18 protein-coding genes are annotated in these 26,958 nt (G+C 71.2%); 10 read left to right on the top strand and 8 right to left on the bottom strand.

Annotated features, from left to right (window positions below):
* Positions 1 to 16: 16 nt before the first annotated feature.
* Together CUC05_RS19790 and CUC05_RS19785 are read right to left on the bottom strand one after the other, a co-directional pair.
* Complete coding sequence (locus tag CUC05_RS19790) at positions 17 to 961, bottom strand: esterase/lipase family protein (RefSeq protein WP_108667863.1); 945 nt, start codon at positions 959 to 961, stop codon at positions 17 to 19.
* Positions 962 to 1,158: 197 nt separating this feature from the next.
* Positions 1,159 to 1,731: a hypothetical protein gene (locus CUC05_RS19785; protein ID WP_108667862.1), complete on the bottom strand. Its 573-nt coding sequence runs from the start codon at positions 1,729 to 1,731 to the stop codon at positions 1,159 to 1,161.
* Between the two features lie 174 nt (positions 1,732 to 1,905).
* Between CUC05_RS19785 and sucC the strand changes: the two genes are divergently transcribed.
* Positions 1,906 to 3,069 (top strand): ADP-forming succinate--CoA ligase subunit beta, encoded by a 1,164-nt coding sequence (sucC, locus tag CUC05_RS19780; RefSeq protein ID WP_108667861.1) that lies wholly within the window; start codon positions 1,906 to 1,908, stop codon positions 3,067 to 3,069.
* 2 nt (positions 3,070 to 3,071) lie between these two features.
* Positions 3,072 to 3,989, top strand: a complete 918-nt coding sequence (gene sucD / locus CUC05_RS19775; protein WP_108667860.1) for a succinate--CoA ligase subunit alpha — start codon at positions 3,072 to 3,074, stop codon at positions 3,987 to 3,989.
* A 92-nt stretch (positions 3,990 to 4,081) separates the two neighbouring features.
* Here the strand turns inward: sucD and CUC05_RS25970 are convergent, their stop codons facing one another.
* The gene (locus CUC05_RS25970; protein WP_157965796.1) at positions 4,082 to 4,999 is read right to left on the bottom strand and encodes a GGDEF domain-containing protein; all 918 of its coding nucleotides are present in this window, start codon (positions 4,997 to 4,999) and stop codon (positions 4,082 to 4,084) included.
* Positions 5,000 to 5,150: 151 nt separating this feature from the next.
* Here CUC05_RS25970 and CUC05_RS19765 point away from each other — a divergent pair, with 151 nt between their 5' ends.
* From CUC05_RS19765 to CUC05_RS19755, 3 genes are all read left to right on the top strand, one after another.
* Positions 5,151 to 6,911, top strand: a complete 1,761-nt coding sequence (locus CUC05_RS19765; protein ID WP_108667858.1) for an ABC transporter ATP-binding protein — start codon at positions 5,151 to 5,153, stop codon at positions 6,909 to 6,911.
* The gene (locus CUC05_RS19760; protein WP_108667857.1) at positions 6,908 to 8,614 is read left to right on the top strand and encodes an ATP-binding cassette domain-containing protein; all 1,707 of its coding nucleotides are present in this window, start codon (positions 6,908 to 6,910) and stop codon (positions 8,612 to 8,614) included. The genes CUC05_RS19765 and CUC05_RS19760 overlap by 4 nt, the downstream gene beginning before the upstream one ends.
* 75 nt (positions 8,615 to 8,689) lie before the next feature.
* Positions 8,690 to 10,012, top strand: a complete 1,323-nt coding sequence (locus tag CUC05_RS19755) for a peptidylprolyl isomerase (RefSeq protein ID WP_108667856.1) — start codon at positions 8,690 to 8,692, stop codon at positions 10,010 to 10,012.
* Between the two features lie 66 nt (positions 10,013 to 10,078).
* Here CUC05_RS19755 and CUC05_RS19750 read toward each other — a convergent pair whose 3' ends face one another.
* Together CUC05_RS19750 and CUC05_RS19745 are read right to left on the bottom strand one after the other, a co-directional pair.
* Positions 10,079 to 17,146 (bottom strand): cell wall-binding repeat-containing protein, encoded by a 7,068-nt coding sequence (locus CUC05_RS19750; protein WP_108667855.1) that lies wholly within the window; start codon positions 17,144 to 17,146, stop codon positions 10,079 to 10,081.
* A 101-nt stretch (positions 17,147 to 17,247) separates the two neighbouring features.
* Positions 17,248 to 17,709, bottom strand: coding sequence for a cupin domain-containing protein (locus CUC05_RS19745; RefSeq protein ID WP_108667854.1), 462 nt, complete (start codon positions 17,707 to 17,709; stop codon positions 17,248 to 17,250).
* A gap of 203 nt (positions 17,710 to 17,912) precedes the next feature.
* Between CUC05_RS19745 and CUC05_RS19740 the strand changes: the two genes are divergently transcribed.
* Positions 17,913 to 19,028: a helix-turn-helix transcriptional regulator gene (locus tag CUC05_RS19740; RefSeq protein ID WP_108667853.1), complete on the top strand. Its 1,116-nt coding sequence runs from the start codon at positions 17,913 to 17,915 to the stop codon at positions 19,026 to 19,028.
* A gap of 107 nt (positions 19,029 to 19,135) precedes the next feature.
* Positions 19,136 to 20,125, top strand: a complete 990-nt coding sequence (locus CUC05_RS19735; protein WP_108667852.1) for a malate dehydrogenase — start codon at positions 19,136 to 19,138, stop codon at positions 20,123 to 20,125.
* A gap of 127 nt (positions 20,126 to 20,252) precedes the next feature.
* Here the strand turns inward: CUC05_RS19735 and CUC05_RS19730 are convergent, their stop codons facing one another.
* From CUC05_RS19730 to trhA, 3 genes are all read right to left on the bottom strand, one after another.
* Entirely contained in the window at positions 20,253 to 21,347 is a 1,095-nt protein-coding gene (locus CUC05_RS19730; protein ID WP_108667851.1) for an alpha/beta fold hydrolase, read from the bottom strand.
* 232 nt (positions 21,348 to 21,579) lie between these two features.
* Complete coding sequence (gene ahcY / locus CUC05_RS19725) at positions 21,580 to 23,028, bottom strand: adenosylhomocysteinase (protein WP_108667850.1); 1,449 nt, start codon at positions 23,026 to 23,028, stop codon at positions 21,580 to 21,582.
* A 438-nt stretch (positions 23,029 to 23,466) separates the two neighbouring features.
* Positions 23,467 to 24,141, bottom strand: coding sequence for a PAQR family membrane homeostasis protein TrhA (gene trhA, locus CUC05_RS19720; RefSeq protein ID WP_157965794.1), 675 nt, complete (start codon positions 24,139 to 24,141; stop codon positions 23,467 to 23,469).
* 160 nt (positions 24,142 to 24,301) lie between these two features.
* On the opposite strand from trhA, the gene purN reads away from it, so the two are divergent.
* The 3 genes from purN to CUC05_RS19705 are packed head-to-tail and all read left to right on the top strand — an operon-like array spanning position 24,302 to position 26,914.
* Positions 24,302 to 24,910, top strand: coding sequence for a phosphoribosylglycinamide formyltransferase (gene purN / locus CUC05_RS19715; RefSeq protein ID WP_108667848.1), 609 nt, complete (start codon positions 24,302 to 24,304; stop codon positions 24,908 to 24,910).
* Complete coding sequence (gene purH / locus CUC05_RS19710) at positions 24,907 to 26,454, top strand: bifunctional phosphoribosylaminoimidazolecarboxamide formyltransferase/IMP cyclohydrolase (protein ID WP_108667847.1); 1,548 nt, start codon at positions 24,907 to 24,909, stop codon at positions 26,452 to 26,454. Before purN ends, purH begins: the two co-directional genes overlap by 4 nt.
* A gap of 7 nt (positions 26,455 to 26,461) precedes the next feature.
* A complete protein-coding gene (locus CUC05_RS19705; protein ID WP_108667846.1) occupies positions 26,462 to 26,914 on the top strand; it encodes a hypothetical protein in 453 nt (150 codons plus the stop codon).
* Positions 26,915 to 26,958: the final 44 nt, after the last annotated feature.

Here is a 26,958-nt window from a genome sequence, read left to right as displayed (position 1 = left end):
AAGGGGAGGGGAGGGGCTACGCCTCGGCGGCGAGGTCGCCGGCGGCCAGGGAGGGTTCGGGGTCGGCCACCGGGGGGACCACGCGGAGGGTGCGGGCGCTGCGCTCGGGCAGGGGGTGCACGTCGTCGAGGGGCTCGGGCCGGTTGAGGGTGCGGTCGGAGAGGTGCTCCACGACCGTCCGCATGACCTCGCCGGACAGCAGCAGCGACAGGTGGCCGAGGTCGTCGACCTTGACGTTGTGGGCACGCAGCGCCGGGTGCACGAGCTTGGCGCTGACCCCCGGCACGATGAGCATGTCGAGGTCGGAGTACACCGCGATCCAGCGCACGTCGCTGGGGCGTGCGGTCTCCTCCAGCTTGCGCATCAACGTGTGGCCGGGGCGCATCTGCGGGCCGGACGACCCGGGCGCCAGGTAGGCGGCGTAGGTGCCCCGATGGGGCGAACCCAGGCTGATCACGGTGTCGACCGTGTCGTGGCCGCCGAGCTGCTGGACGTAGTACCGCGACACGACCCCGCCCATGGAGTGGCCGACGATCATGACCTTGTCCGCACCGGAGATGGACCGGACCCGGTCGACCTCGGCGGCCAGCATCCCCGCGATCTCGGGGATGTCGTAGGTCAGCGGGTTGTAGTCGAAGGCGTGGATGTGGCGGAAGCCCGCCTTGCGCAGCACCCGGTTGATGCCGAGGAACGCGCTGCGGTTGTGGATCCAGCCGTGCACGAGGATGATCGGCATGTTCGCCGTCTCGCTGTCGGTGACGGCGTCCGGCAGGTCCTGCCCGAGCGGGGTGCTCCGCCGGTTGGCGTCACGCGCCATGCCCATCGGGTAGGCCGCCGCGTGGACTGCCGTCAGCGCGAGCTCTCGTACCGTGCCGATGTAGGTGCCGGGGCGCAGAAGGCTTCTGAGGGCGACCGCCGCCTGTCGACGCAGGTGGGACAGGTCGTCGTACTCGGCTTCCACGCTTGGATTCAACTGCGGGCTCCGGCGGTTGGGTGGCGATGTTCGGTTGTGGCTCACGGAGTGCGAACGGTGAGTGGCGCTCAGTGTGCCCCTACAACGCCCAACCAAAGCGCTTCTACGCCCTGATTCGCAAATCGTATGTACAAAACGATACGAACTGACTAGACCCCGGTCGCCTCGGTGACAGGAACGACGGGTCAGCAGGCGGGAGCAACGTCGCTGTTGTCCGTGGGTGGCAGCGACTCCCCGGGTGTGGGGTCCACGTACAGGTCCCCGTCCACCGCGGACGCGCCGGCCCTGACCAACGAATCGCCGGTCCCGCCGACCCGTCGGCCCTGCAGCGTCCACACCGTGCCCGCCGGGGACTCGATCCGGCGCGACGACGTGCAGTACCTGGCGCCCTCGGGCGGGTCGGCGAACGCGGCCAGCACGCCCCCGCCCCGCACGACGAGGACGGTGGTCCCGTTGACCTCCACCACTGCATCCGCGCGGGGGTCGACCTGGTCGAGTGACCCAACGTTGACGAACGGGGCCTCCGGGCGGGCCGACCCGCCGATGACCGCCGGGATGACCACCGCGAGGATCAGCAGGCCGGCCACGACCGCCGCGACGGGCCAGTGCAGGCCCATGCGTTCCCGCAGGACGATCTTGCGCGCGCGCTTGGCCGCCCGTGGTGGCAGGTAGCCGCCGGGACCGAAGTCCGGGGTGTCCTCGGGTGGGCTCGCGGCCGACCCCTCGGGGGTGGGCCGGTCGGTGGGACGGTCGCTCATGACTCCATGAAGTGTGCCGGTCGGGCCGCCTCGGTTCAGGTCGGCCGAGCCTCGTGGGCTATTCTCGCGGCCGGCCGGCCTGTTCGGGCCGGTGAGGGCCGTCCGACTCCGGGCTGCCCTCCGGCCCCTCGACGCGGCCCCCTCCGACTGACAAGACTCCCGAGAGGAGTAGACGTGGACCTCATGGAGTTCCAGGGCAAGGACCTTTTCCGCGCCCACGGCATTCCCACGACCCCGCAAGGACAGATCGCCACGACCCCTGAGCAGGCCGAAGCGCTGGCAACCGAGTTCGGTGTGCCGGTCATGGTCAAGGCACAGGTGCTGACGGGTGGTCGCGGCAAGGCCGGGGGGGTGAAGTACTGCCCCGACGCGGCGGCCGCGAGGGCTGCGGCAGAGGCGATCCTGGGCCTGGACATCAAGGGTCACGTCGTGCACAAGGTCCTGGTCGAGAAGGCCAGCGACATCGGCGAGGAGTACTACCTCTCGATCCTTCACGACCGGGTGAGCAAGGGCTACAAGGCCATCTGCTCGGTCGAGGGTGGTGTGGAGATCGAGGAGGTCAACCGCACGCAGCCGGACAAGGTTGCGAAGGTCGACATCAACCCCGTTGACGGGATGTCGGAGGAGCTGGCCAACCAGATCCTCGACCAGGGCGCCATGCCCACCGACACGCGGGACCAGCAGGTCGCCCTGCTGATGAAGCTGTACGACGGCTTCGTCGCCAGCGACGCCACGCTGTTCGAGATCAACCCGCTGATCAAGACCGAGGACGGCCGCATCATCGCGCTGGACTCCAAGGTCTCCATCGACGACAACGCGCTGTTCCGCCACGAGGATCTCGCCTCGCTCGAGGGTCCGGTGCCGGACGACCAGCAGGGTGACGACCTGGAGGCCCGCGCCAAGGACAAGGGCCTGCAGTACGTCAAGCTCGACGGTGACATCGGGATCATGGGCAACGGCGCCGGGCTCGTCATGAGCACCCTGGACGTCGTCGACCAGGCCGGCGGCAAGCCCGCCAACTTCCTCGACGCCGGTGGCGGGGCCAGCGCGGAGTCCATGGCCGATGGCATCGCCTTCGTGCTGGGCGACCCCGCCGTCAAGGTCATGCTCATCAACATCTTCGGCGGCATCACCCGCTGCGACGACGTCGCCAACGGTGTGCTCGGCGCGATGGAGATGCTCGGCGACGTCGAGCAGAAGCTGGTCGTCCGCCTGGACGGCAACGCTGCGGAGGAGGGACGTCGGATCCTCGAAGAGGCCAACAACCCCAAGATCGTCCCCGCGTCCCAGATGATCGAGGCCGCCGAGAAGGCCGTCGCGCTCGTGAAGGAGGCCTAGAGATGTCCATCATCATCGACGAGTCCACCAAGGTCGTCATCCAGGGCACCGGGAGCCAGGGCACCGCCCACGGCAAGCGGAACAAGGACTACGGCACGCAGATCGTGGCCGGGACCCACCCCAAGAAGGGCGGGACCACCTGGGAGGGCCTGGACGTCCCGATCTTCGCCTCCGTCAAGGAAGCCAAGGACGAGGTCGGCGCCAACACCTCCATGGTCATGGTGCCGGCACCCTTCACCAAGGCCGCGATTCTCGAGGCCTACGAGGCCGGCATCGAGACCATCGTGGCCATCACCGAGGGTGTCCCGGTCCACGACATGACCGAGGTCTACAACACCCTCTACACCCGCCAGGCCGACGGCACCTACGACATGTCCAGCGGCCCGGTCCTGATCGGCCCGAACTGCCCGGGACTCATCAGCCCCGGCAAGGCCAACGTCGGCATCATCCCGCCGCAGATCACCAAGCCGGGCAAGGTCGGGCTGGTCAGCCGCTCCGGCACGCTGACCTACCAGATCATGCACGAGCTGAACCTGGCCGGGATCGGCATCTCGACCTGCGTCGGCATCGGTGGTGACCCGATCATCGGGTCGAACTTCATGGACATCATCCCGAAGTTCGCCGAGGACCCCGACACCGAGGCCATCGTGTTCGTCGGCGAGATCGGCGGGACCGAGGAGCAGAAGGTCGGTCGCTGGATCGCCGACAACATTCCCGACACCCCCTGCGTCGCCTACGTCGCCGGGTTCTCGGCCCCTCCGGGCAAGCAGATGGGCCACGCCGGCGCCATCGTCAAGGAGGGTTCCGAGGGTGGCGAGACGGCCGCGGACAAGAAGGCCGCGCTCGAGGAGATGGGCATCTCGGTGGGCATCAACCCCTCCGAGACCGCACAGCTCATGATCGAGCGGCTGAACGGCTGAGCCAGTCGTTCGGAACCATGTCGACCACGCCCCGGCCATCGGTCGGGGCGTTGTCGTTGGCCGACTCGCGTCGCCCGGACGAGCCCGGGACGTCAGGTCCGGACGCGATCGGGGTCGACCGGGCGAACCGACTTCGCCTGGACGAGGCGGAGGTCGGCGCGTTCGAGCAGGTCGCCCAGGTCGTCGGCCTCCTCGGCCATCGCCAGGCCGGCCGTCCACGACGTCGGTGAGGCGTCCGCCATGCGCTGCAGCACGAGCTCGGCCGCCGAACGGTCGGCGTTGGGGGCCAGCAGCACGAACTCGTCACCGCCGAGCCGTGCCAGCACGTCGTCCTGGCGAACCTCCTGCTGCCATGCCCGGGCGCAGTCGACGAGCAGCCGGTCACCGGCCGCGTGGCCCTTCTCGTCGTTGATCGCCTTGAACCCGTCGAGGTCGATCACGGCCAGCGCCAGCGGACGGCCGGACCGACGGGACTGGCGTATCAGGCGGTCGCCGGCGTCCTCGAGCCCGGCTCGGTTGCGCAGCCCGGTCAGCGGATCGGACGCGGCAGCGCGTCGCAGCCCGGTGCTGAGGCGGTTCACGAGCTCCATCGTCGCGACGGTCGTCAACCCGAGCACGACGACCAGGCGCCAGGCCTCGTCGGGGCCCGCCGCGAGCAGCGCCGTGCTCGAGCCCGCTGCCAGGTACACGGCGTATGTCCGGCTGGTTCGTGTGCTCGAGATGGCGGCGACGAGCACTCCGGTCCACAGCAGCGACGTGCTGATGATGACCGCATCGACCGACGACGCGCTCCTGAGGATCGACCCGAACCCGAGCGTGATCCCGAGGAACATGACCAGGTGGAACGCCCAGAGCGTGAACCGCGGCGCCAGCAGCCAGTAGGCGAGCCCGATGATCGAGGTCGCCGCCAGGTCGGCCAGCCGCGTGTCGGCGACCGCCGGGTCGACGGGTCGGACGACCTGCACGATGCCCGAGACCAGCACGAGGGCTGCGAACGTCCGGACGTGCATGGGATCAGCGCGTCGACGCCAGTGCCCCCGGCGTCGTCGATCCGCGTTCCCCAACATCCGTCACAGGCTATCGAGGGGCTGTTCGGCGGGGTCCTGTCCATCCTGTCCGGGGGGTGACGTTCGCCCCCGTTCGTGTTAGCGTCGTCCGGCTGTGCGCACATCTGGGGAGGGTTCCGCCGACCTGTCGTTGCTGACGGCCCACCTGCGGCCCGAACGACGTCAGCTCGTCGGCCTGCTCGCGGTGCTGATGGTGGCGATGCTGCTGCCGGTCGCCGGCCCCGTGTTGCTCGGCAGCGTGGTGGACGCCGCCCTCGCCGATCGGCCAACAGGTGTGCTGCTGCGAGGGGCCGCGGCCTTCCTCGCCGTCACCCTGCTGGCCGACGGCCTGCAGCTGGCCCTGACCCGCTGGTCGGTGGCGCTGGCCTGGCGCGTCGGCAACCGGCTTCGGCTGGACCTGGCCCGCCACGCCCTTCGCCTGGACCTGACCTGGCACGGCGACCACAGCCCCGGATTGCTGATCGAGCGCATCGACGGCGACGTCGACGCCATCGTCCGCTTCTCCTCCTCTGCGGTCCTCAACCTGCTGGGCAACGCCGTGCTGCTCAGCGGCACGCTGGCCGTGGCGCTGGTGATCGAGTGGCGAGCCGGCCTGCTGATCGCGGCCGCGTCGCTGCTGGCGGTGGAGGTGATGCGTCGGATGCGGCGTGCCGCCGTGCCCTTCTACGACGAGGAACGCGAGGTCCAGGCCAGCCTGTACGGCGACCTGGAGGAGCGCCTCGGCGGACTGGAGGACGTACGGGCCAACGGTGCCGCTGGCTACGCGGTGCACCGCCTGCACGAGTCGTCGGCCCGCTGGTGGCGGGTGGCCAGGCGTGCCTCGATGCGTGGCGACGGGGCCTACGCGATCGCCGCCGCCGTCTTCACGATCGGTTCGGTGGCCACCCTGGCGCTGGCGATCTGGCTGCAGCTGGCGGGCCGGATCTCCCTCGGCGAGGTGCTGGCGCTGTTCCGCTTCTCCCAGATGGTCCGTCAGCCGCTGGAGGCCATCGCCGAGCAGATCACCGAGTTCCAGCGCGCCGTGGCCGGCTCCCGCCGTGCTGCACGGCTGCTGGCGACGGCCCCCGACATCGAGGACGGTCCCGGCGCACACATCCCTCCGGGGCCGCTGTCGGTGGACTTCGACGACGTGCACTTCGCCTACCCCGACGAGCCGGACCGGGTGGTGCTGGCCGGTATCGACATGCACCTGCCGGCCGGTTCCGTCGTGGGCGTGGTCGGCCGCACCGGCAGCGGCAAGACCTCCCTCGGTCGCCTGCTGGTCCGCTTCTGGGACGTCACGGGCGGCTCGATCCGCCTCGGCGGTGTCGACGTGCGCGAACCCACGGGGGAGGAGCTGCGGCGCCGTGTCGGCGTGGTCACCCAGGAGGTGCAGATCCTCCGCGCCAGCCTTCGGGACAACCTGACGCTCCTCGGAGCCGTCGATGCCACCGACGACCAGCTGATCGCGGCGCTGCAGGAGGTCGGCCTCGGCGGCTGGCTGGCCGCCCAGCCCGACGGCCTGGACACCCACCTGGAGGGGGCCGGCGCGTTGTCGGCGGGCCAGGCCCAGCTGCTGGCGTTCGCCCGGATCCTGCTGACCGATCCGGGGGTGATCGTCCTCGACGAGGCCACCAGCCGGCTGGACCCGGCCACCGAGGCCCTCGTCACCCGGGCCACCGACCGGGTGTTCGCCGGTCGCACCGTCGTCATCATCGCCCACCGGTTGGCGACGCTCGACCGTGCCGACATCGTCGTGGTCATCGACGAGGGACGGGTCCTGGAGGCAGGCCCTCGCGCCGACCTGGCCCGCCGCCACCGCGGCCGGTACGCCGCCCTGCTGCAGGAGTCCGCCGGCGTCGGAGGGCAGCCGTGAGCCGCACCCCGTCGAGCGCGGTTCCCTCCCGGGTGGTGGCCTGGCGGCTCGTGCGGCAGGAACCCGTCGCCTACGCCATCGCCCTTCTGACGTGGACGACCTTCCACTCCCTCCCGGTGCTGTCGGGCTGGCTGCTGAAGGTCGTGCTCGACCGGGTGCAGGGCGGCCAGCCCGCCTCCACCGTCTGGACGGTGCTCGCGGTGCTGGCCGGCGTCGAGGTGGGCCGCTGGATGGTGCTGGTGGTCAGCGCCGTGCAGTGGCACGGCGTCTGGGTCTTCTGGCACACCGTCCTCCGCCTGAACATGCTCCGTTCGCTGGTCGCCGCGCCGGGCCCGGCTGCGGGACGACTGCCCGGTGCCCCGGGGGAGGCCGTGTCGCGCTTCCGCGACGACACCAAGCACGTGGCGCTGGTGGCCGACGTGTGGCTGGACATGACCGGCGTGTCGGTCGCCGCTGCGGGCGCCCTCGTGGTCATGGTCCGCGTCGACCCGCTCGTGACGCTCGTGGCGCTGCTGCCGGTCGGCTGCGCGCTGCTGCTGACCCGGATGATGGCGCGGCGGCTGAAGGACCTGCGGGTGGTCGAGCGCGAGGCGACGGCGGCGGTCACCGGGTTCATCGGCGACACGTTCGCGGCCATCACCGCGATCAAGGCGGCGGGGGCGGAGAAGGCCGTCGAGCACCGCTTCGACACGCTCGGCCGGACCCGTGCGACCGCGGCGCTGCGCGATCAGGTCGCCACGCAGGTCCTGCAGACGCTGTCGGGCGCGACCGGCAACCTCTCGACCGGCCTGGCGCTCCTCCTCCTCGCCCCGGCGTTGGCAGCCGGCGACGCCAGCGTCGGCGACGTCGGGTTGTTCGCCAGCTCCGCGATCGTCCTCGCGACGGTGCCCCGGTGGGTCGCCCGACTCGGGGCCTACCACCGGCAGGCCGACGTCTCGGTCGACCGGATGACGCGGCTGTTGCCGCCGGGGGCCGACGCCGGGACGCTGGCCGACCCGGTCGACACGGCGCTGCGGCACGGACCGGGTGCCTTCCCCACGGTGCCGGCCCGTCCGCTGCGGCAGCCCGAGGACCACCTGGACCGGCTGGAGGTCACCGGACTGGTCGTGCGACACGACGACGGGACCACCGTGGGCCCGGTCGACCTGACCGTCGAGGCCGGCCGGGTGACGGTCCTGACGGGCCCCGTGGGTGCCGGCAAGACCACCGTCCTGCGCGCCCTGCTGGGGCTGGTCGCCCGCGACGAGGGCGAGATCCGCTGGAACGGGCGGCTGATCGAGGACCCCTCGACCGTGCTGGTCCCGCCGCTGACCGCGTACCTGCCCCAGGTCCCGCGCCTGTTCTCCGAGACGTTGGCCGAGACGATCCTGCTGGGCGTCGACGACGAGGGGTTGGAGGAGGCACTCGCCATCGCGTGCCTGCAGCCGGACCTCGCGAGGATGGGATCGGGGTTGGACACGATGGTCGGGCCGCGCGGCGTCAGGCTGTCGGGCGGGCAGATCCAGCGGACGGCCGCGGCACGCGCCTTCGTGCGTCGCCCAGACCTGCTGGTGGTCGACGACCTCTCCTCCGCGCTGGATGTGGCAACGGAGACGCAGGTGTGGCAGCGCCTGCTGGACCGCCCGGACCGTCCCGCCCTGCTGGTGGTCAGCCATCGCGAACGCGTCCTGCGGGCGGCCGATCGCATCGTGGAGATCGGATAGATACCGCCACGCGGTGGTCGTTCGGTCACCACCCGTTTCCGGCGGGCCGACGGGACCGGGTTACCGTGGTCGGTTGTGAACGAGAACGCCAACGGCATCGATGCCGACGCCCCGACCGCAGACGACACCCCGGCAGGTGAGCCGGCCGTCGTTGCGCACGCGCTCGGTGCCGAGGACGTGACCCCCCGGGCCGAGGAGGCGTCACCGCCGCTCGAGCAGCCGACCGACGACCACCCCCACGGGGCCGACGACGACCAGCACGGTGCTCACGGCGACCACCCCCACGGCCATGGCGCGGACGACTCCAGCGGGACCTCCACCGGCATGATCGTCCTGGCCCTGCTCGGCGTGCTCGCCGGTGTGGCCGGCCTGATCTGGTACGCCGTGGGCGTGACCCCAGAGGACGACGAGGTCGCGACCGAGTCCTCCGCGGTCACCACCGGGGAGTCGCTGCCCGAGGGCGTCGTGTACTCCATCGCCGGTGTCGACCGGACGCTGGAGGACGTCGAACCCCGTGTCCGCAGCATCGCCCCGGACCTGGCCGACGCCCTGGTCGACCCCGAGGCCGCCAGCGCAGAGCAGCGAGGCCAGCTCGCCCAGGTCGTGGCCACCCTGGTCGTCGACGACCTGCTCGGCGTCGCCGCCGAGGACGCCGGTGTGGAGGTCACCGAGGAGGACCTGCAGGCCTCCATCGACGAGATCGTGGAGGTCCAGTTCGGCGGGGACGCCGCGGCCTTCGAGGAGCAGGTCGTCGCAGAGGGCCTGACCGTCGAGGCCGTCCGTGAGCTGCAGCGCCCGGCGGTCCTGATCGACAAGCTCGTCGACGCCCGGATCACCGAGGTCACCGACGAGGAGGTCGAGGCTTTCTACGAGCAGGAGGCCGCGACCGAGGTCGTCAGCCACATCCTGGTCGAGACCGAGGAGGAGGCGCAGGCCGCCATCGACCGGATCGACGGCGGCGAGGCCTTCGCTGACGTGGCCGCTGAGGTCTCCCTCGACGGCAGCGCGCAGAACGGCGGCCAGCTCGGCCCGTTCCAGCCCGGCCAGTTCGTCGAACCCTTCGAGGACGCCGTCCTGGAGACCGAGCCCGGCGAGATCACCGGCCCCGTCGAAACCGAGTTCGGCTGGCACGTCATCACCGTCGACGGCGCGGACATCCCGCCGCTGGAGGAGGCCCGCCCCGACATCGAGGAGTTCCTGCGCCAGCAGCAGGTCGGCGGCATCACCGAGCAGATCGTCACCGAGATCGACGCGGCCGCCCAGGTCACGGTCGCCCCGGTCTACGGCACGTGGCTCGGGATCACCGGCGGCGGTGTCCAGCCGCCCGTCAACGAGGTCCAGGACCTGCCGCTCGAGGATGCCCTGCCGCTGGAGGAGCTGCCCACCGAGGGCGAGTGATCCAGCTGGACGAGGGGGCCGGACCGTTCGGTCGGGCCCCCTTGCCGGGCCCCCCAATCAGGGGTGTCAGTAGTAGTAGGTGACGCACCGTTCGTGGGTGACCCGTCCTCCTGCGCCGCTCTTCGGGTTGGCCTTGAGGAGGTCCTTCAGCCAGTCCAGGGCCGGGACGGTCTGGAACGGGTCGTCAGGGTCGCAGATGCCCAGGTCGGGTCGGAACTGGTCGTCGCCCTTGTCCAGCGGGACCTCGATCGTGAGGGGACCCAACTCGCCGCGCGCCTGTGAGGTCCGCGTGTTGCCGTTGCCGCTCGGGCCCTCGAGGGTGAGCCCGCCGCCCCAGCCGAGCCCTGCACCGACCTCGACGCAGACCTCCACCGCCTCGTTGTTGGCCTTGACGCAGCCACCGGCGCCAGCGCCGGCGAACAGGCCACCGCAGCCACCGAACAAGCCGGTGCGGTCGTGCATGCTGACGGGGCTGTTGTCGACGTACCGGTACAGGTTGGAGGAACCACCCAGCACCCACGCCGGGTCGGGGGCCAGCCACCTGGCGGTCACCGGGTCGTAGTCGCGTACCCCGAACCGCACGAGGCCGGTGTCGTCGTCGGCCAGGCCGCCGGCGAAGCCGATGGGCAGCTCGAGGGTCCCGGTGCGGTCGACGAGCTCGCCCCAGGGCGACCACGTCCATGTCGCAACCACGGCCCCAGCCTCGTCGACGGCGACCAGCGGCGACCCGACCGTGTCGGTGAGGACGGCGTACCAGTCGCTGGGCGCGAACAGCCCGTTCTCCACCACGCGGACCGCGTACAGCAGCCCGGCGTCGTCGTACAGCAGCTGGGTGAGGGTCTCGTCCGGGTCGACCACGTCCGTCACCAGGCCCGGGCGGCTGGGGTCGCCGTAGAGGTAACGCACCAGCCCGTCGCCGTCTCGGCGTGATGCACGCCGGCCGAGCCCGTCGGTGGTGTAGGTGACCGTGTCGCCGGCGGGAAGCTCCACGGAGAGCAGCTCGCTGCTGACGGCATGGTCCAGGACCATGCCCCGCAACCCCGTGACCTGCCCGTTGCCATCGACCGTGATCGGGGCGCCGTCATGGGTGGTGGCGATCCCGTCGTCGTCGATCACGGTCGTCGTCGTGCCGGCGGCTGTGGTGGTCGAGATCCGGTTGCCATCGTCGTCGTAGGCGTAGGTCGTCGTGGCCCCGTCCACGGTGGCCGAGGCCAGCCATGCCCGGTCGTCGTAGCCGTAGGCGGCGTCCAGCAACGTGGTGCCGTCCGCCGTCACCACCTGTTCGGTGACGTGACCGGCGGGGCCTCGCACGAGGTCCAGCGTCGCGACCGGGTTGCCGTCGTGGCTGATCGACCGCGCCACCATGACCCCGTGTTCGTCCAGCACGATCTGGGTCTCGAGGGAGCCGTTGCTGATGGCCGATGGCGCAGCCCACGCGTTGCCGCGGGTGATCGACCAGGGACCGGACTCGACGAGGCGGCCCTCGTCGTCGTGGTCGAAGGCGATCTGGCTGTTCGCGCGGTTGTTCACCTGGCGCTGGGTCGGGCGGTAGTCGTCCCACAGCCACAGGACGCTGTCGTCGACCCCGTCGGTGGTCCAGGTGAACTCCAGCGGCCGGTCGTCCCGATGGTCGACCTCCAGGGTGGTGGAGTGGCTGCCGGCGGTCCACGTGCTGGACGACAGCCGTCCGGTCAGGTCCGACGTGCCGGGCTCCTCGCCGTCCAGCCAGGACCAGGAGACGGTTCGATCGGGCCCGACGCTGCTGGTCCTGAGACCGCCCGTGACGGTGACCGAGGTGGTCGTGCCGTCGCCGTGCACGACGGACGTCAGCTGGCGGGCGTCGTCGTGGGACAGTCCGGCCAAGGGGTTCGGGGGGGCATCGAGCGTGGTCAGCTGGCCCATGGGGGTGAGGACCCGGTCGTGCTCGATGCCCTCGGGGCTGGTCCAGCCGAGGAGTCGATCGAGGTCGTCCCAGCGGTAGGAGACCGCCGCGCCGGTGTGATCGCTGCTGGACACGAGCCGGGCTGCGGCGTCGTGGTCGAAGGTGCGGGTTCGGCCAGCGGGGCCGGTCTCGCTGTCACGGAGACCGTCTGCGCCGTAGGTCGTGGTGGTGACCCGGTCACCCTCGACCGTTCGGGTGATCAGGCCGTCCTCGTCGCGCTCGATGGTGATCTGCGCGAGGCCGTCCCCCGGATCGACGTGGGTGACCAGTCCCTCGGCGTCCCACGACGCAACGACCGTGCTGCCGTCAGGGGTTGTTCGGGTGGTCGTCCCGGCGTCGCGGTCCAGGCCGGTCACGTAGTCGCCCTCGCCCGAGATGCCCATCGTCCGGGTCACGTGCTCGACGGAGAACGGATCGAGCGGGTTGCCCATGACCGCCTCGACGGTGGTGGTCGCGAACAACGAGTCGCCGCCGTAGCGTTCGAGGAGCCCGACGTGTGCGCCGGCGGAGCCGAACCGCGGATCGGGGCTGGCGTGGTGGCGCTGGCTGGTCCCGTCGGCCATCTCGGCCACGACCTCGCCGTGCCGGTAGTCGTAGGTCCGGTTGACCGCCCCGGACGGCAGCGTGGCGGTGGTCGTGCGGAGGTCGAGGTCGCGCTCGACGACCCATTCGTAGGTACGGCGTTCCACCCCGCCGATGTCGAGGGTGACCCGTCGGCCGTCGACCTGCGTCTCGGTGATGACCTCCTCCTCGAGGGTGAACGACACCCCGTCGGTCGCCACCGCCTCCGTCAGCAGGCCCAGGTCGTCGTAGGCGTAGCTGGCGGGGTTCCCCGCCCAGTCGGTGTGCGCGACGAGCAACCCGTCGTCGTAGTCGAACGTCCGTGTCCGGCCCAGCGGATCGGTCACGGAGGAGAGCAGGCCGTCGGCGTCGACGGTCAGGTCGGTGCGATGGCCGAAGTGGCCGACGATGGCGGTCGGGCTGCCGTCCGCGTCCCGCTCGATCGTCGTCGTCTGTCCGGTCTGCCCCGTGACGCTGACGAGGGCTCCTCCGGCGTCGTAGCCGAAGGCCCACACGACCACCCCCCGGTCGGCGTCGACGGTGCGCAGGTGCCTGCCATCGGCGTCGAAGACCAGGGCAAGGGTCCCCTCCTCCGCCGGGACGACGTACGTGGCGTCCTCGGCGAGCGGTCCTGCGGCATGGAGCCCGGGCCTGGATGTCGGCACGGTGTGGCGCGGGGGCAGCGCGGACCCGAGCACGAAGATGCCCTCCGTCGGCGCCGCACCCGAGTCGGGAGGGGTCGCGTCGACGAGGAGCAACTGGCCGTCGGGGGTGCGAGCCATGTCGGCGACCGCCACCAGGTGGTCGGTCGCGCGGGCGCCGACGGGGCCGATGTCGGAGCCGAACAGCTCCTCGGGGATGGTGAAGTCGGTGGCGGACTGCAGGCCGAGGTCCCAGCGCGCGAACCCGCTGCCCGAGCCCACCCACAGACCACGTTGCGGCCCGTACACGACGGTGGTGCCGCGCAGGCCCACGTCGTGCAGCCGTCCGTCCTCGCCGAGCTCCAGCACCCTGCTCCCGGTCGCGGCCACGGCCACGCGGTCACCGTCCGGGGAGACGGCCACGTCGGCGATGTCGGTCAGGTCGACCTCGTCGCGGAGGCATCCAGCCGCACAGTCAGTGATCGCGCCACCGCCTGCCAGCGTGGTGATACGGCCCTCGGCGTCGATCGAGCGGAGCAGGCCGTTGTTGCCATCGGCGACCAGCACGGTGCTGTCGGGCCGAACGGCCAGCGCAACGGGTCCGTCCAGCAGGGCGTCCACGGCCGGCCCGCCGTCACCTGCCATCCCCGCCTCGCCCGTGCCGGCGAAGGCCCGGATGGTCCCGTCGGGCTCGACCAGCCGCAGCCGGTGCTGGCCGGCGTCGGCCACGACAACCCCACCATCGGGCAGTACCGCCACCGCCGCAGGTGAGTCCAGCGTGGCCGCCAGGGCTGGACCGCCGTCACCGTCGTTGCCCGGGTCGCCGGTACCGGCGAACGCCTGCCACACGCCGTCGGGGGTGATCCTGCTGACACGGTGCTGCGATGCCTCGGCCACGATGATGCTGCCGTCGGCGGCGATCGCGATGCGGCTGGCCTCCGGTGCCGTCGTCACGGCGGGCGAGCCGAAGGGATCGGTCCCGCCGCCGGTGACGCGCCACAGGTGGGCCCACGCGTCGACCGCGTCGGTCGTGCGAGAGGTCCCGTCGCCGTGACGCAGGCGTCGTGCGACCGGGTCGTAGCGATGGTGCATCCAGGGGCTCCACCCACCCACGGTGTCGTCGAGCGGTCGCGGCAGGCCGTCCAGGGTCGAGGTCCACGTGCGCGTTCTCGAAGTGGGCTCTCGGGTGTCCACCCCGGTGCTGGTGGAGGCCGTGGTCGGCGGTGCACCGAACGCCCCCGTGGCGTAGGTCGAGGACGTCATGGTCGAGTGCGTCACCGTGACGGGCACGCTGCCGACGACCTGGCGGCCGAACAGGTCGCGGCCGTCCCACACGAACTCCCACGACCGCTCGGGTCCGGGGGCCTCGGCCACGTGGACGTGTCGCTGGCCGGCGACCTGGACGACGACCTCGACTGCGTCGGTTCCGGGGGAGACGGTGGGTCCGGTGAGCGGGATGGTCAACGATCGGCTGCGCACGTGACCGACGGCATCCTGGGAGTCGCGGAAGAACGGGAAGGTTCCCGGGAGGTCGATCCACTCGACGAGGGACCGGCTGGCGCAGACGATCATCGAGGACGCGGCCTCGTCGCAGGGATCCTCGTCCTCCTCGTCCTCGTCGTCCTCGGGTTCCTCCTCCTCGTCGTCCTCGTCGTCCTCGTCCTGGGGATAGTTGAGGTCGTACGGGGTGAAGTGGGTGATGCGGACCCGTGAGAACGACGACGGCAGCACGGATGCTCGGCCTGCCAGGTGGACTCGTTCGTCCTCGTCGATGCCCAGCGACGAGGCGAGTGCGTCGTCGTCGGCGTCGGCGTCACCGTCGCCGTCGATGTCGAGCCGGGCGACTCCGCCGTCGTCGCCCACGACGGCGAGGACGATCCCCGGTTCGGGGGTCGGCAGCCACGACGCGGTGTCGCTGTCGTACACGCCGACCGGTACCTCCGAACCAACCGGGAAGCCGAGGAAGTTGTCGACGTGCAGGGCGACGTGCTGGGAGAAGTCCACGCGGACGGCGCCGGCAGCGACGGCTTCGTCGACGCTCAGCTCGACGGCGTAGGTGTAGAGCGAGCCGGGCGGCAGCTCGCCCGGCATCGCGAGGGGGCCGACGCTGCCGACGGTCAGCTCCGTCGCACGGACGGTCATGGACGACAGCGGTTCGGTGCTACCGCCCGGGAGGGTCATGGTTGCAGTCGTCCCGTCGCGGAACAGCAGGCCCGCGGCACGGGTCCCGTCCTCGTCGGTCTGCGTGGATCCCACGTGCCCTGTCGGACCGTCGACCGGCAGGGCGATCGTGGTGCTGCGGTCGTCGTAGGGCATCAGCACGACGTCGGGAAGCGTCGCGATGTCGCCCCACGGAACGGTCGTCGTGCGCTGCACCGGGACATGTCCCTCGAGCGTCACGGTCGCGGTCAACACCTGCCCACCGGCCACGGCCATGGTCCACGTCCCGTCGGGCTGGGACGTGGTGTGGCCGAGCTCGGCATGGCCGAGCAGGTCCACACGCGCGCCGGGGAGGGGTTGGCCGTCGCGATCCAGTACCCGACCCCGCAGGCCCGCGGTACGGGCGGGGTCCAGCAGGGAGGGATCGAGTCCGACCTGCACGGCATCGTCGCCGACGTACAGCGGCGCAAGCGCGTCGAGGAGATCGGTGAAGCGCGTGGGCCCGGTGACGGGATCCGGGGTCTCGGTCTCGGTCTCGGTCGGGGTGGGGTCGGGTTCGGGCGTCTCGGTGTCGGTCGGGGTGGGGTCGGGTTCGGGCGTCTCGGTGTCGGTCGGGGTGGGATCGGGGTCGGGCGCCTGGGTCTCGGTGGGGGTGGGGGAACCGGAGTCGGTCGGGGTCGGCACGGGCACCGGGCCGCCGGGCGACACGGGGAGGGTCGGCTGGCCACCGTCGGTGGGCGAGGGCGAGGGCGTGGGCGCCGGGTCCGTGGTCGGGTCGGGGTCGGGGTCCGCGCCGAGCGCGGCCTGGATCGCGTCGAACGTGGTTTCGCTGACCGCGGCCGTGCCGCCGATCACGTAGGCCTCGTCGAACTGGCCCGCCCGACCCACGAGCCACCGCCGGACGGACTCGTCCAGTGTCTCGGTCGGGACCAGGACCAGGACCGCCGGCAGGTACGGCAGCAGGGCCCCGGAGGCCAGGGCGTCCGGGTAGGCCTCGGCGGTGGTGAACACGACGGTCCGGGGGACGTCGGTGGCCCCGCGGGTCCCCGTTGTGTCCAGTGCCTCGTCGGCGGCGGCCAGGGCGGTCGTGTAGCGAGAGTCGCCGGCGACACGCGTGACTCCGGCACCGGTCGCCGTCAGCTCCGCTTCCACCGTCGGCCCGACGGCGAGCTCACCGCCCACGATCACGATCTCCGACGGGGCGAGGTCGGCGATGGCCGACCGCGTCGCCGCTGGCAGCAGGTCCGGGGCGGTCAGCAGGACCGGCGTGCCGTCGACCGCCAGGTTGGCCGCCGACAGGGCATCGGGCCATGCGCGGTCGGCGTCGGGGTGGGTGCCCAGGGCGACGATGACGCGTCCGCCGGGCGTGGCGCCGGTGGCCGTCGCCACCGCCGCCGCGGTGGCGAACCGGTCGGGACCGCTGACTCGCTCCACCGTCAGGCCGGCCGCCCGCAGCTGGTCGGCCACGGCCTCGCCGACGGCAGCCTCGCCACCGAGGATCGTGGCCGCCGTGGCTCCGAGCCTCGCGATCTCCTCACCCACCGCGGTCGGCAGGGCGCTGGGGGTGGTCAGCAGCACCGGTGCGCCCCGGAGCCCGGCCAGGGGCGAGCCGGCCAGGGCATCGGCGAATCCGTCGGCGCGAGCGAGCACCACGTGGTCCGCGGTGGGGAAGAACCGCTGCGACACCGCCACCGCCGTCCCGATGCGGTCGCCTGCCGCCACGCGTTGCAGGGCGACGACGTCACCGGGTTGTCCCAGCACCGGTGTGCCGAGCAGCCCGACGACGAGCAGGAGGACGACGCCGAGGACGGCGAACGGACGGTGGCGCATGGCTGGCTTCCCTCATTCGGTGGGCACGTCCGTGACGGGATCGTGCGTGCTGGCATGCCGCGGCGCACCCAGCAGGGTGATGTCGACCGCGGCAGGTGTGACTAGGGGAGGAGGAGGTCGATCTGGTAGCGCTCGCACACCTCGACCAGGCGGGCCACGTCGGGCGGCTCCGGCTCGGGGTGTTCGTCGGCGGCGATCGGGAAGCCGTAGTCGGCGATCATGTCCTCGAACTGCGCGGGGGTCGTGATCTGCAGGATCCGGCCTCCCTCGGGTCCCATCTCGAAGCGGTGCGGCAAACCCTTTGGCAACCAGCAGAACCCGCCGGCCTCGTAGGTCACCTCCTCGTTGTCGCACCAGAACGACGCCGATCCCTCCAGGACGTAGAACATCTCGTCCTCGAGCCGATGGATGTGGGGTGGGGGCCCGAAGCCAGCAGGTGCCTCGAACTCGATGATCGACATCGCGCCGTCGGTCGCCTTCCGGCCGGCGAGCACTCGGTTGCGACCAGCGAGGAACTGGTACCAGTCGCCCTCGCCCGGGCCGTGGAGGGTGGGGGTCTGCATGCTCACGATGGGTCCCTTCGTCGAAACGGCGGCGAGGGCCGACCCCTCGCGTCCCGACTGACGATGCGTGCGCCGACCGCACGCCGCGATCCCCAACTTTGGGTAGCGGGCCCGCGGAACGGGGGCGGACCCGGCCGACTACCCAACTTTGGGTACCGCCCCTGCCCTGTCACGGAGCGCGTCGAGCCGTTACGCTCAGCGGTGTGAACACCATCCGTGCAGCTGAGGGGCTGTCGCGCAGGCTGCAGGAGCTTGACGACGACATGCCGCTGGTGTCGATCCTCCACCAGTCCGCGGAGATCATCGGCAGCGTCGTGCCGTTCGACGCCTGCGCGATGACCAGCACCGACCCGAGCTCGCTGCTGCCTGCGGGTGCGGCGTACATCGAGATGTTCCCGGCCGAGTCCTGTGGCCCGTACTGGGACAAGGAGTACCTCGAGCCGGACGTCATGAGCATCGCGGGGCTGCACGAGGAGGGTGGGGCGCCGAGGACGCTCCATCGGGTCACCGAGGGACGTCCCGAACGCAGCGCGCGGTACCGCGACATCCTGCGCGGCCTCGGGCTGGACGCCCAGCTCCGTTCGACGATCTCGACGACGTCCGGCTGCTACGGATTGGTGGACCTGGTCCGCGGTGAGGGCGAGCCGGACTTCAGCGACGACGAGCTCGTGGTCGTGGACCTCGTCCGACCAGCGATCGCGGACCTGCTGCGGACCGCGCTGGCCCGCCCCCAGATGGCCGGCGACGAGCTGTCGACGTCATCGGCGGTCGTCATCATCGGGGAGGACGGCGACGTCATGTCGATGACCCCACAGGCCCGCGAGCTGATCGACCTCATCCCCGAAGCGGTCGACACGGGGAACTCCTCGGCCTTCCTCAACGCCATCGTCCACGCCATCTGGGCGCGTGCGCGGTTCCTGGCCGGTGGGTTCGACGCCCCGGACGCGACCGCCCGCATCGTGCTGCGGGACGGCCAGCGGGTGACGTTGCGCGGCACCTGCACCCGCACCCCCGACGGCCGGATGGGCCACACGGTCCTGACGATCGAGCCGACGCGCACCTCCGAGCTCGGGCCGCTGGTCGTGGCCTCCCACGACCTGACCGCACGCGAGGAGGAGATCGTCTCGCTCCTGCTGCGCGGTGACAGCGCGCAGCAGATCAGCTCGGCGCTGCAGATCTCCATCCACACCGTGCGGACCCACGTTCGGTCGATCCACGACAAGATGGGCATCAGCTCGCGGGCCGAGCTGGCCAGGCTGTTCATCGACGAGCAGTTCCTGCCGAACGCCGACGTCATCGCGACGTCGGGTGCGCACTGACCCGATCGGCGAGGGGGAGGGGAAACGCGGCGGGTACGATGCGCCTGCTCGGGGTGCCCGTCGTGCGGCGCCCACCCAAGACTCCCCAACAGAGGAAGTGAAGCCTCGTGCCCACCAGTCCTGTACGCGTCGCCGTGACCGGCGCCGCCGGCCAGATCGGCTACCAGCTCCTGTTCCGCATCGCCAGCGGCGGCATGCTCGGTCCGGACCAGCCGGTCATCCTGCAGATGCTGGAGATCCCCCCGGCCATGGACGCCCTGAAGGGTGTCGTCATGGAGCTCGACGACTGCGCGTTCCCGCTGCTTGCCGGCACCGTCCAGTCCGATGACCCCAACGTCGCCTTCGAGGGCGTCGACTACGCCCTGCTGGTCGGCTCCCGCCCCCGCGGCCCGGGCATGGAGCGTTCCGACCTGCTGGAGGCCAACGGTGCGATCTTCACCGGCCAGGGCAAGGCGCTGAACGACCACGCCTCCCCCGACGTCAAGGTCCTCGTCGTCGGCAACCCGGCCAACACCAACTGCCTGATCGCGATGAACAACGCGCCGGACATCCCCGACGAGCAGTTCACCGCCATGACCCGCCTGGACCACAACCGGGCGATGTCGCAGCTGGCGGCCAGGACGGGTGCCTCGGTCAACGACATCAAGAAGATGACGATCTGGGGCAACCACTCCGCCACGCAGTACCCCGACCTGTTCCACTGCGAGGTCAACGGCAAGAACGCCGCTGCGCAGGTCGACGACCAGGCATGGCTCGAGGACGACTTCATCCCCACCGTCCAGAAGCGGGGCGCCGCCATCATCGCCGCCCGCGGGGCCTCCTCCGCCGCCTCCGCGGCGAGCGCGGCGCTGGACCACATGCGCGACTGGGCCCTGGGCACCCCCGAGGGTGACTGGGTGTCGATGGCCGTGCCGTCCGACGGCAGCTACGGCGTGCCCGAGGGCCTGCTGTCCTCCTTCCCGTGCACCACGGCGGACGGGAAGTGGTCGATCGTGCAGGGCCTCGACATCGACGACTTCAGCCGCGGGCGCATCGACGCGTCGGTCGCCGAGCTCGCCGAGGAGCGCGACACGGTCAAGGAGCTCGGCCTGATCTAGGCGGGCCTCGTCCAGTAGGACCCGGTTGGTCGGCCTCGGTCGACAGCCGAACCACGACGGCCGGCTGGTGCATCGCACCGGCCGGCCGTCGTCGTGTCAGTCGTGATCCGCGTCAGCCCTGTCCGGGTCACGCGTCCACGGGGTCGCGCGGAGGCACACGGTCGCGGTCCCGCGGGCCGGGCACCAGCGCGTACCGACGGACGTGGTCGTGGATCAGGTGGATCGTGTCGGCCGGACGCTCCAGCGGCAGCTGGTGACCGCTGCCGGGGACGACCTGGAGGCGTGCGTCGGGAAGGGTCTCGACCAGCCGCTGCGCGTGGGACGGGGGTGTCAGGCGGTCGTTGGTCGAGGTCAGCACCAGCGTGGGGACGTCGAGGCGGGACGCCCCCTCACGCAGGTCGAGCACGTCGATCTGGTGGGCGAACCCGACCCGGACCGACGGAGGGCACGCGAGGAAGAGGCGGTGGGTCAGCTCGACCGCAGAGGCCGGGGCCTCGGGGCTCAGTGCCAGCGTCCTGACGAGCCGGCGGTTGATCGGCGTGGTCGGCACGGGGGTCGGCACCTTGGCGGCCTGGCGCAGCAGCTGGTGGACCACCCGGTTGGTGGTCCCGGTCAGCGCGGCGACGGCGTCGGTGACCAGCTCGTGGACGGCGGTGTTGGCCAGGACGGTCGCGCGGACGTCGTGGCGGGTCGGCTGTGCACGGCCGGCCCACGCCATGACCGTCATCCCGCCCATCGAGTGACCGACGAGCACCACCGGGGTCCGGGTGGGCACGGTCGCGTCGAGCACCGCGGCGAGGTCGTTGCCGAGGTGCTGCAGGTCGAACCCGTCACGTCCCGGTCGGCCCGAGCGACCGTGGCCACGCTGGTCGTAGGTGACCGTCAGCAGGCCCCGTCGGGCCAGGGCCTCGGCATGCCCCGTCCAGAACTCCCCCGACATCGTCCAGCCGTGGACGAACACCACGGCGGCGGGCGCGGACCGGTCGCCGTGCACCGTGGTGTGCAGGCGGAGGCCGTCGGTCGTGGCGACGCCCTGCGGGACGGTCTCGGTGTTCGGGCGGCGACGTCGGAGACGGGCCACCCCGGCGGCGGCCGAGCCGATGGCCACACCGGCGGCGGTCGCGGCGATGCCGATGCCGGGGAGGTTGCGTCCATCGCTGGACGGGCGGGGGGTCGGTGATCCGGTGGGGGTTCCGGACGCCACGGCGGGTGCGTCACTCATTTGCGCCACCGTATGATGGCGCGCTAACTGCTGCAAGCATAAGGCCTCTTCGTGCTGGACTGCCCCGCCCCATCGGTCATCCTGTCAGACGCCGACCGTGCCCGACGACACTCCGCGCAAAACATGGGACGCAGCGCTCGTCTGCCCCGACGGCGACGGCCGGCCCAGGGGGCCGGCCGTCAGTATGGTCCTTCGCGTTGGCGCGTGCGGTTCGACGAGCGAACCGCGGTGCTCAGTAGCGGTAGTGGTCGGGCTTGTAGGGGCCCTCGACGTCCACGCCGATGTACTCGGCCTGGGACTTGGTCAGCTCGGTGAGCTTCACGCCCAGCGCGTCGAGGTGCAGGCGGGCGACCTTCTCGTCCAGGTGCTTGGGGATCGTGTAGACGCCGACCGGGTACTCCTCGGTCTTCGTCCACAGCTCGATCTGGGCGATCGTCTGGTTGGTGAAGCTGTTGGACATCACGAACGACGGGTGGCCAGTGGCGTTGCCGAGGTTCAGCAGGCGCCCCTCGGACAGCACGATGATGTTGGAGCCGTCGGGGAAGGTCCACTCGTGGACCTGGGGCTTGATCTCGGTCTTGGTGACCCCGGGGATCCGTGCCAGGCCGGCGATGTCGATCTCGTTGTCGAAGTGCCCGACGTTGCCGACGATGGCCTGCGGCTTCATCCGCTGCATCTGCTCGGCGGAGATGATGTCCTTGTTGCCGGTCGCGGTGATGAAGATGTCGGCGGTCTCGATGACGTCCTCGAGGGTCGTCACCTGGTAGCCGTCCATCGCCGCCTGCAGCGCACAGATGGGGTCGATCTCGGTGATGATCACCCGGGCTCCCTGGCCACGGAGGGACTCAGCGGAGCCCTTTCCGACGTCGCCGTAGCCGCAGACGACGGCGGTCTTGCCGCCGATGAGGGTGTCGGTGGCGCGGTTGATGCCGTCGACCAACGAGTGGCGGGTGCCGTACTTGTTGTCGAACTTGGACTTGGTCACCGCGTCGTTGACGTTGATGGCCGGGAACAGCAGGCTGCCGTCCCGCTCGAACTCGTACAGGCGCATGACGCCCGTCGTGGTCTCCTCGGTGACGCCCTTGATGTTCTTGCCCATCTCGGTGAACCGGGTGGGGTCCTCGGCGAGCGAGCGGTTCAGCAGGTCGAGGATGACCCGGTACTCCTCCGAGGCGTCCTCGTCGGCCGGCGGCACGACGCCGTTGGCCTCGAACTCGGTGCCCTTGTGGATCAGCAGGGTCGCGTCGCCGCCGTCGTCGAGGATAATGTTCGGACCCTCCGGGAAGTCGAGCATCTGCTCGGTGCACCACCAGTACTCCTCCAGCGTCTCGCCCTTCCAGGCGAACACCGGGACGCCCTGGGGGTTCTCGGGGGTGCCCTCGCGCCCGACGACGATGGCCGCTGCGGCGCCGTCCTCGGTGGAGAAGATGTTGCAGGAGCACCAGCGCACGTCGGCGCCGAGGTCCACCAGGGTCTCGATGAGGACCGCGGTCTGGGTGGTCATGTGCAGGGACCCGCCGATGCGCGCGCCGGCCAGCGGCTGGCTGTCGCGGTACTCCTCGCGGAGCGCCATCAGGCCGGGCATCTCGTGCTCGGCGAGGCGGATCTGGTGGCGGCCGGCCTCGGCCAGCCCGAGGTCCTTCACCTTGAAGGACAGGTTTCCGATCGTGTCAACGTTCACTGTGGGTTTCCTCCATCGTCTCGACAACCGCCACGGACTCGTGGCGGCGAGGGGGTGATGGGTGCGAGGGCAGCGGACACGTCGGGTGGGATGCCCGGCAACACGTGCCTCCTCGCGAACCGTTGTGCACGTCCGGCGTGGCCCTTCTGGGCCTCGCACTGCAACGCCGATCGCTTGGCTCCCGAGGATAACGGTCCCACGCGCTCGTGTCGGTCGGTCGATCGGGTGGGTCCCCGACGCTGCTGCGCGACGGGTCCTGCCCTGGCCCGGCTCGCTCGCTGCGGACGGAGGAACCGACCGGCCCGGATGAGGGGAGCCGGGCCGGCCGGACGAGGGCCCGTGCCGGCCTGGCCGGTGGTCACTCGTATCCGTAGGACCGCGAGGACGGGCTGAAGTTGCGCAGTCTTCGGAGAACTTCCCGTGGGACGGGAGGGTGGGTCACACGATGTAGCGGATGATCACCAGGTAGTGGCAGATCGACGCGGCGATCACGAGCAGGTGGAAGACCTCGTGGAAACCGAACCACTCGGGGAAGGGGTCGGGCCTCTTCATCGCGTAGACCACGCCGCCCACGGTGTACAGCACCCCACCGAGGATGATCAGCGCCGTTCCGGCCAGGGGAAGCGCCGCGGCGATCTTCCACATGGGGACCACCATCAGCCATCCGATGGCGAGGTAGCCGGACGTCCGCATCCACCGTGGCGCCGTGATCGGGGAGATCGCGATGCCGGCCCCCGCGACGGCGATGACCCATGCCACGACGAGGCTCCACAGTCGCCATGACCCGTCCAGCGCGTGGAAGGCGATCGGGGTGAAGGTCCCGGCGATGAACAGCACGATCATCGCGGTGTCCGCCCGCCCCCACCAGACGCGCACCCGTCCACGCCATCTGGGGACGTGGTAGCTGCCCGACGTGGCGTACAGGCCCACGAGCAGCGCTCCGAAGATGCCGGTCGTGATCCTGTTGGCACCCGTCGCGTTCCACACCAGCGCCACGGCCATCACCGCGGCGATGGGCGCCATCGCGAGGTGCGTCACCCCGCGGAGGCGGGGCTTGGCCACCTCGACGGCGTGGGCGGCCCTCCGGCTGACTGCGTCGGGGGTGAGGGACAAGGGCATCTCCAGGAGCGATCACGGTGCGCCCGTCCCGTTGGGTCGGGCCACAGGGTCAGATCGTCGACGACCCCGTCACCGTTAAGGTATGCGCTCGGCCGCCGCTCGGGGTTGGTCTATCGGAGGAACACCTGTTGAACGGCAATCGAAGGAGCCAGGGATGAGCGCGGACGGGGCCGGGCGCCGGCGCATCGTGGTCCTGATCAGCGGCTCGGGCAGCAACCTGCAGGCGTTGATCGACGCCGGCGACCTCGGCGGCGACCTCGTGCTCGTCGTCAGCGATCGCCCCGGCGCCGGTGGGCTGGAACGTGCGGCGCGGGCGGGCATCCCCACCGTGACCGTTCCCCTCGGGGACCACCCCGACCGGCAGGCATGGGAGCAGGCACTCATCGCCGCCGTGGCCGAGGCCGAGCCAGACCTCGTGGTGCTCGCCGGGTTCATGAAGATCCTGACCGGCGCGTTCGTCGACCGATGGCCGACCGTCAACGTGCATCCGTCGCTGCTGCCGGCCTTCCCCGGTGCCCATGCGCCCGAGGAGGCCATCGCCTGGGGGGTCAAGGTCAGCGGGGTCACCGTGCACTACGTCGACGAGAAGGTCGACCACGGTCCGATCATCGCCCAGGAAGCCGTGCCGCTGGAGGATGGCGACACCTCCGATACCCTGCATGCGCGGATGCAGGCGGTCGAGCACCGATTGCTCCCCGAGGCCGTGGCGCTGATCTGCGCCGGCCGGGTCACCATCGACGGCCGTCACACGAGGATCCAATGACCGAGGACACCACCACCCCTGTTCGCCGCGCGCTCGTCAGCGTCTACGACAAGGCAGGGCTGACCGAGCTCGCCACGGGGTTGGCGGCTGCCGGCGTCGAGATCGTCTCGACCGGGTCGACCGCCGCACGCATCCGCGAGGCCGGCGTGGCCGTGACCGAGGTGCAGGAGGTGACCGGCTTCCCCGAGATGATGGACGGCAGGGTGAAGACCCTCCACCCAGCGGTGCACGCCGGGATCCTGGCCGACCGCGACAACGCCGCGCACCTGCAGGCGCTGGCCGACCACGCCATCACGGCGGTCGACCTGGTCGTGGTGAACCTCTACCCGTTCCGCGACACGATCGCCGACCCGGACGTCACCCGTGCCGCCGCCATCGAGATGATCGACATCGGCGGCCCGACGATGGTGCGGGCGGCAGCGAAGAACCACCGCCACGTCGGTGTCGTCACCTCCCCGGACGCCTACGACGACGTGCTGTCGGAGATCACCGACGGGGGTGGGCTGTCGTTGGCGACCCGCACCCGGCTCGCCGCCCAGGCGTTCGCGCACACGGCGTCCTACGACGCCGACATCGCGGCGTGGTTCGCCAGCGGCGAGGCGTTCCCCGACCGCTTCGGCCCGGTCTACTCCCGCAAGCAGACCCTGCGGTACGGCGAGAACCCGCACCAGGCGGCGGCGTACTACGTCGAACGGGGCGAGCCGTGGGGTCTGGGCAGCTCTCGTGTGCTGGGCGGCAAGGAGCTGTCCTACAACAACATCCTGGACACCGACGCCGCGTTCGGGATGGCCATGGACTTCGACGACCCCTGCATCGCCATCATCAAGCACACCAACCCGGCGGGCCTGGCCGTGGCGGACTCCCTTGCCGAGGCCTACCCGCGGGCGTTCGAGGGGGACTCCGTCAGCGTCTTCGGTGGCATCGTCGCGGCGAACCGCACCATCGACGCGGCCACCGCTCGCCAGATCGTGGAGGTCTTCACCGAGGTCGTCGTGGCGCCGGGCTTCGACGACGACGCCCTGGAGATCCTGCGCACCAAGGCCAACCTCCGGATCCTCGCGATCGACCGTCCCACCCGTGCCGCGGGCGACCGGATCATCCGGTCCGTCGCGGGCGGCCTGCTGGTGCAGGAGCCGGACTCTGCGCCCGAGACCCCCGACAGCTGGACGGTCCCCACGCAGGCCAAGCCCGACGAGGCAACCCTCGCCGAGCTGCAGTTCGCCTGGACCGTGTGCAAGCACGTGAAGTCCAACGGCATCGTCCTGACCGCCGACCGGGCCGTCGTCGGCGTGGGTGCCGGCCAGATGTCCCGGGTGGACTCCGTGCGGATCGCGGTGGAGAAGTCGGGGGGACGCCACACCGGATCCGTTCTTGCCTCCGACGCCTTCTTCCCCTTCGCCGACGGCCCGGAGGCCGCCATCGCGGCTGGGGTCAGGGCCATCGTCCAGCCCGGCGGGTCCATGCGCGACGCCGAGGTGATCGCCGCGTGCGAGGCCGCAGGCGTGCCAATGGTCTTCACCGGCCGTCGCCACTTCCGGCACTGACCAGACGGTGACCGACGGCGACCCCCGCCCGGAGGCGACCAGCGACGCCCGCTCGGCCAGCGACCCGGCGGTGCCGACGCAGGCCGAGGTCGACGGACGTCGGCTGCTGAGCCTCGACGCAGCCGTGGCCGCATCGAAGGGCCTGCTGGCCGTCGGGGCGGCGGGGTCGATCGGTCGGTCGACCGGAGTGTCGGCTGGCCTCGTGCGCCTGGCCGGCGCCACCTGGACCGGGTGGGCGGCGGCCTCGGCGGTCGGTGCGGTCGCGGAGGACTGGCAGTCGCCGCTCCGTCGCGCGGTCGTAGTCAACGTGGCGAGCGGTGCGGTCCTGCTGGGCATGGCTGCGGCACGGGGCAGCCGGCGAGGTCGAGGCGGGCTGGGCCTGGCGTCGGTGCAGGCGGGCCTGCTGGCACTCGCCCAGGTCCGCACCCTGGTCCGCGCGCAGGGACCCATCGTCGCCTGAACGCACCAACGGCCAGCACATCCGAGGGATGTGCCGGCCGTCGA

Source organism: Euzebya rosea, from assembly GCF_003073135.1.
Taxonomy (GTDB): domain Bacteria; phylum Actinomycetota; class Nitriliruptoria; order Euzebyales; family Euzebyaceae; genus Euzebya; species Euzebya rosea.
This window is presented reverse-complemented; position numbering and strand designations above follow the sequence as displayed.